The sequence below is a fragment of the Prescottella equi genome (genome assembly GCF_002094305.1).
In the GTDB taxonomy this organism is placed as follows: Bacteria; Actinomycetota; Actinomycetes; order Mycobacteriales; family Mycobacteriaceae; genus Prescottella; species Prescottella equi.
This window is the reverse complement of the sequence record NZ_LWTX01000022.1, coordinates 1-6753: the sequence shown is the minus strand read 5'-3', so window position 1 is coordinate 6753 and position 6753 is coordinate 1. Positions and strand designations below refer to the sequence as shown.

General features: G+C 68.7%; 2 protein-coding genes. Both read left to right on the top strand.

The features are described 5' to 3' along the window. Nucleotides 1-2876: condensation domain-containing protein (locus A6I89_RS24200; protein ID WP_139811879.1), on the top strand; the 2876-nt coding region annotated here is incomplete at its 5' end. A gap of 102 nt (nucleotides 2877-2978) precedes the next feature. Continuing rightward, nucleotides 2979-6753: non-ribosomal peptide synthetase (locus tag A6I89_RS24195; RefSeq protein ID WP_139811878.1), on the top strand; the 3775-nt coding region annotated here is incomplete at its 3' end.

Below are 6753 nucleotides of genomic sequence, written 5' to 3'. Positions count from 1 at the left end.
ATCGCACGGGCGACCTGGTGACGTGGACCAGTTCGGGTGAGTTGGAGTACATCGGCCGCACGGACTTCCAGGTGAAGTTGCGTGGTCTGCGGATCGAGTTGGGGGAGATCGAGACGGCGCTGCTGGCGCAGGAGTCGATTGCGCAGTCGGTGGTGCTGGTGAGGAACGATCAGCTGGTCGCGTACGTGGTGGCGGACCAGGATCTGGACACCACTGCGGTCAAGGCGCAGCTGGCGACGTCGCTCGCGTCGTACATGGTGCCGCAGATGTTCGTGGTGCTCGATGCGTTTCCGTTGAATGCGTCGGGCAAGTTGGATCGGAAGGCGTTGCCGGAGCCGGTGTTCGAGGCGACGGTGTTCCGGGCTCCGACGACTGCGGCGGAGGAGGTTGTCGCGGGTGTGTTCGCGGACGTGCTCGGTGTGGATCGGGTGGGTCTGGACGACGATTTCTTCGCGCTCGGCGGTAACTCTCTGGTCGCGACTCAGGTCGCTGCGCGTCTCGGTGCGGCGCTCGATGCGCAGGTGCCGGTGCGGGTGTTGTTCGATGCGTCGACGGTGCAGGCCCTTGCCGCGCGGGTGCAGTTGCTTGCGGGTGCGGGTGCGCGTAAGGCGCTCGTCGCGGGTCCGCGGCCGGAGCGGGTGCCGTTGTCGTTGGCGCAGCAGCGCATGTGGTTCCTCAACCGCCTGGAACCGGAATCGACGAGCTACAACATTCCGCTCGCGATGCAGTTGACCGGGTCACTCGACGTCGATGCCCTGCACGCGGCCCTGCGGGACGTGCTGGCGCGCCACGAGTCGTTGCGCACCTTCTACCCGGAGGACGCGGACGGTCCGCACCAGGTGATCGTTCCTGCATCAGACGTCGAGTTCGATCTCACACCCATTTCGGTGGACCCGGCCGACGTGTACGGCCGGGTGTCGGAACTCGTCGGCGAGGGCTTCGACGTGCGCAGCGCGGTGCCGTTGCGGGCGGGCCTGTTCCGACTGGACGACACCACGCACGTGTTCGCGTTCGTCGTGCACCACATCAGTGCCGACGGTGTCTCGATGGCGCCGATGGCCCGCGACCTCGTCACCGCGTACGCGGCTCGGACGCAGGGCGAGGCGCCGCAGTGGCAGCCGCTTCCGGTGCAGTACGCGGACTATGCGCTGTGGCAGCGTGAGGTGCTCGGGTCCGCCGACGAACCGGGAACCGTGGCTGCCGGGCAGCTCGCGCACTGGGTACGTGCCCTCGCCGGTGCGCCGGATCAGCTCGATCTGCCGACCGATCGCCCCCGCCCCGCGGTCGCGTCGATGCGCGGCGCCGAGACCGAGTTCACGCTCTCCGCAGAGCTCCACGCGGCCCTCGAGTCACTGGCGCGGGCCGAGGGGGCATCGCTGTTCATGGTTGCGCACAGCGCCCTGGCGGTCCTCCTGGCCAGGTTGAGCGGTACCTGGGACGTGACGGTCGGCACCCCCGTCGCGGGACGCGGCGAGGCCGCGCTCGACGACCTGGTCGGCATGTTCGTGAACACCCTCGCTCTGCGTACGGAACTGACGTCCTCGATGAGGTTCACCGAGGTGGTGGCTCGGGCCAAGGAGGCCGACCTGTCTGCCTTCGCGAACGCGGACCTGCCGTTCGAGCGGGTCGTCGAGGCCGTGTCGTCGGACCGCTCCTCGGCGCGGCATCCGGTGTTCCAGACGGTGCTTTCGTTCCAGAACCAGGAACAGGCCACCCTCGCGCTGCCCGGTCTGACCGTGAGCAGTGTCCCGGACACCGACCGAGCCGCGAAGTTCGACCTGCAGTTCACGCTGATCCCGACCGACTCGGGCACCGTCGAGGCGATCCTCACCTACGCCACCGATCTGTTCGACGAGGCGACGGTGGTGACTCTGGGGGAGCGGTTCGTCCGAATCCTCGAGGCGGTCGCCGCCGACCCCCACGCGGTGGTCGGCGACATCGAGATCGTGACCGAGGCCGAGCGCGCGCTCCTCCCCGGCTTCGCGGACTCGGAGCCGGAGGAGGCCGACGCCTCGAACACGATCGTGCCCGCCACCAGCACCCTGCCTCAGGTGCTGTCGGCGGTCGTCGAGGCCGACCCCGAGGCCCCCGCGATCGCGGACGACGGCACCGAGATCACATACGGCGAGTTGGACGAACGGTCGTCGCGCCTCGCCCGGGTCCTGATCGCGGAAGGAGTGGGGCCGGGCACTCGGGTCCCGGTCGCGCTGGCCCGTTCGGTCGATGCCGTGATCGCCGCGTGGGCGGTACTCAAGTCGGGGGCGGCGGTCACCCCGATCGACGCGAACGACGACGCCTGGGAATCGATCGACGCTGCGCTGCCGGCGAAGCTGGGCATCACGAACTCCCAGAACAGGGCGGCCGCGCACGACGACGTCGAGTGGATCGTCGTGGACGACGTGGCCACGCGGGCGCGGATCGACGAACAGTCCGGACGCCCCGTCTCGTACTCCGAGCGGACCCGCCTGCTCGACGCAGGTGATATCGCCTTCGCCGCGGTGGACGGGTCCTTCGTGCTCGATCACGGCCGAGCTGTGGCGTTGGCCGAGCGGGACCGCTCCGCGTACGGGATCACGTACGAATCGAGGACCGTCTGCCTGGAACCGGCGACCTCCGTCTGGGGCGTCATCGAGCTGGTGCTGGCCTCCACTGCGGGCGCGGTGACGGTGGTCACGGCGGCCTCGGACAGTAACGTCACCGACGTTCTGGCCGACGAATGGGTGACCCACGCCTTCCTCGCGAACGCCCGTGCAGAGGCACTCGACCTGGAAGAACTCGAGGATCTCGAGGTGCTGGTCCTCACCGACGGTGGACGCTCCGTCGGCGGCCCGGACGTCCGGCGGGTCGCTGCCGACGCGGACTCGTGGTCGGTGTGAGGCGATAATGATGGTTTGTCCTGGGCGATGTCGATGTGAGGAATGAGTCACGGTGATGCGTTGTGAGATGCCGACGAGCGATACCCGAGGTGTTCCGAACGCATGAGTGAGCTGGGTCGGGAGCGGGGAACTGACGGCAACGAGAACAGGAGGGCGCGGCGTCCGCGTCCGGCGCGCAGGGAACGACCTGCGCGCCGACCTCGTTCCGGATCGCGGACGTTGCCGCAGCTGCTGGCGTCGGCGGTCGAACGCGACCCGTCGGCGACAGCCCTCGTCTACCAGGACCACTCCCGCACCTACGCGGACCTCGACGCCTGGTCGTCTCGTCTCGCCCGGGTCCTCATCGAACGCGGTATCGGGCCAGGAGACGCCGTTGCCGTCGCCGTACCGCGCTCGATCGAGTCGGTGTCGTCGGTGTGGGGCGTCGCGAAGTCGGGCGCAGCCTACGTGCCGATCGACCCGAACTATCCGGCCGACCGTGTCGCCCACATGGTGTCGGATTCCGGGGTCGTGCTCGGCCTGACCACCACAGAGGCTCGTGACTCTCTCCCCGATTCCGTCGAATGGCTGATCCTGGACGACGAGTTCGACCGTGTCCTGGCCGAGCACTCGTCGGAGCCGATCTCGTTCGCAGACCGGACCCGAACCCTGACCGATGCCGACGCGGCCTACGTGATCTACACCTCCGGCTCGACCGGGCGGCCGAAGGGGGTGGTCGTCACCCAGGCCGGTCTCGCGGATTTCTGCGCCGAGCAGGTGCAGCGGTACAACCTCACGCCGCAATCGCGCACCCTCCACTTCGCCTCGCCGAGCTTCGACGCCTCGGTCCTGGAACTGCTCCTCGCGGTCGGTTCCGGATCGACGATGGTCATCGCCCCGCCCACGGTCTACGGTGGCGAGGAACTGGCCGCACTCATTGCAGCGCAACGGGTCACGCACGGATTCGTCACGCCCGCAGCGCTGGCATCGGTGGACCCGACAGGCCTCGACACGTTCCTCGACGTCGTCGTCGGCGGCGAGGCGTGCCCGCCGGACCTGGTGTCGCGGTGGGCCGACCCGCGTCGTCGATTCTTCAACGGGTACGGCCCGACCGAGACGACGATCATGACGGCCATCTCCGATCCGCTGGTCCCCGGGCAACCGATCACGATCGGTGGGCCCACCCGAGGCATGTCCCTGGCGGTGCTCGACGACCGGCTGCGGCCCACCCCCGCCGGTGTCGCCGGCGAGCTGTACGTGTGGGGGCCCGGCGTCGCCCGCGGCTACCACGACCGACCGGCACTCACCGCCGAACGATTCGTCGCCTGCCCGTTCGGTGAGCCCGGCACCCGCATGTACCGGACCGGCGACGTGGTGCGGTGGAACGCCTCCCAGCAGATCGAATACGTCGGCCGATCCGACTTCCAGGTCAAGATCCGCGGATTCCGCATCGAACTGGGCGAGATCGAAGCGGTCCTCGCGGCGCACGAGGACGTGGACTTCGCGGCCGTCGTCGCGCACGAATCCGGTGCCGGTGGCAAGGTGCTCGTCGCGTATGTCCGCGCCGTCCCCGGGCGTACGCTCGAAACGTCCGCGCTCCCGGAGTTCGTCGGCCGATCGCTCCCTCGGCACATGGTGCCGGCCACGGTGATGCTGCTCGACGAGATTCCGCTGACTCCGGTCGGCAAACTCGACCGCCAGGCGCTGCCCGCGCCGGTGTTCGAGGCGCGTGAGTTCCGCGCGCCGGTCGGCCGCGACGAGGAACTCGTCGCGACGGTGTTCGCCGACCTTCTCGGTGTCGATCAGGTGGGCCGCGACGACGACTTCTTCGAGCTCGGCGGCAATTCGCTGATCGCAACGCAGGTGGTCGCCCGCCTGTCGGCGGCGGGCCGGGCCCAGATTCCGGTGCGGGCGGTGTTCGAGGCCTCGACCGTCGAGGCGCTCGCCGCCCAGATCCGGGCAGACTCCGCAGGTCCTGTGCGCAAGGAACTCACGGCCGGGCCGCGCCCGGACCGGATCCCGCTGTCGCTCGCGCAGCAGCGGATGTGGTTCCTGAACCGGTTCGAGCCCGACTCGACGGTGAACAACATTCCGGTCGCGATCCGGTTGACCGGAGCTCTCGACGTACCGGCCCTGCGGGCGGCTGTGGCGGACGTGGTGGAACGCCACGAGTCGCTGCGCACCGTCTTCCCCGCCGTCGACGGTGTCGGGTACCAGGTGGTGCGGCCGGCCGCCGAGATCGGCGAGCTGCTGCCGGTGGACACCGTCGCTGCCGACGATCTTCTCGAGCGGGTCGCTGCGTTGACGGGGGCAGGTTTCGACCTCACCGCCGACATCCCGTTGCGGGCCGCGTTGTTCGCGGTGTCGCCCACCGAACACGCGCTCGTCTTCGTCGTGCACCACATCGCCGCCGACGGCTTCTCGATCGGCCCGTTGACCCGTGACGTCATGGCGGCGTACGCCGCTCGCTCCGCTGGAGTCGCCCCCGGTTGGGAACCACTCGCGGTGCAGTACCCGGACTACACGCTGTGGCAGCGGGAAGTGCTCGGTGCCGAGGACGATCCCACCTCGGTGCTGGCGCAGCAGATCTCGTTCTGGAAGCAGGCGCTCGCCGGGCTTCCCGACCAGTTGGATCTGCCGACCGACCGCCCGCGCCCCGCGGTCGCGACCAATCACGGTGCCACGCATCGGTTCGCACTCGACGCAGACCTGTCCCGAGCTGTCGACGAGTTCGCTCGCCAACACTCCGTCACGCCGTTCATGGTGGTGCATGCCGCGTTGTCGGTGCTGTTGGCGCGGTTGAGTGGGACGTCGGACATCGCGATCGGCACGCCGGTCGCGGGTCGTGGCGAGGCTGTTCTCGACGATGTGATCGGCATGTTCGTCAACACCCTGGTGCTGCGTGCGGACGTGCAACCGGGTGCGTCGTTCGAGGAGCTGCTCGGGCAGGTGCGGTCGTCGGATCTGGCCGCGTTCGGGCATGCGGACGTGCCGTTCGAGCGGCTGGTGGAGATTCTGGACCCGGCGCGCTCGCAGGCGCGGCATCCGCTGTTCCAGGTGATGCTCACGTTCCAGAACCTCGGGAATGCCGAGTTCACTCTCGGCGACCTCGCCGTCTCGGAGGTCGAGTTCGACTCCGCTGCAGCGAAGTTCGATCTGCAGGTGACGGTTCTCGAGTCCGCGGCCGAGTCCGGCTACGCCGTTGCACTCACCTACGCGACGGACCTGTTCGACGCGTCGACCATGTGCATCTTCGGTGACCGGTTCGCGCGAATCCTCCACTCGGTGGTCACTCGTCCGTCGGGGGTCGTCGGCGACATCGACCTGCTGGACGAGGTCGAGCGGTCGTTGGTGGTGGGGGAGTGGAACGCGACGTCGCGGCCGGTGCCGGACGCAACGTTGGTGGATCTGTTCGAGGCGCAGGTGGCGCGGACGCCGGATGCGGTTGCGGTGGTGTTCGAGGGTGAGTCGCTGTCGTATGCGGAGTTCGCTTCGCGGGTGCGGCGTACTGCGCGGTTGCTGATTGCGGAGGGTGTGGGGCCGGACTCGTTGGTGGGTCTGGGGATGCGGCGGTCGGTGGATTTGCTGGTGGGCATGTATGCGGTGCTCGCGGCCGGTGGGGCTTACGTTCCGGTGGATCCGGATCAGCCCGCGGAGCGCAACGGCTACATCCTGGATACGGCTGCGCCGGCGGTGGTGTTGTCGACGTCGCGAGACGGTTTCGAGGTTGCGGGGCAGAGGTCTGTCCCTGTTGTCCTTCTCGACGACGTGGATGTGTCCGGGTTCTCGTCTGCCCCGGTGTCGGATGCGGATCGCATTGGGCCGCTGCGTGGTTCGAACACCGCGTATGTGATTTTCACGTCGGGTTCGACGGGTCGGCCGAAGGGTGTGGCTGTCG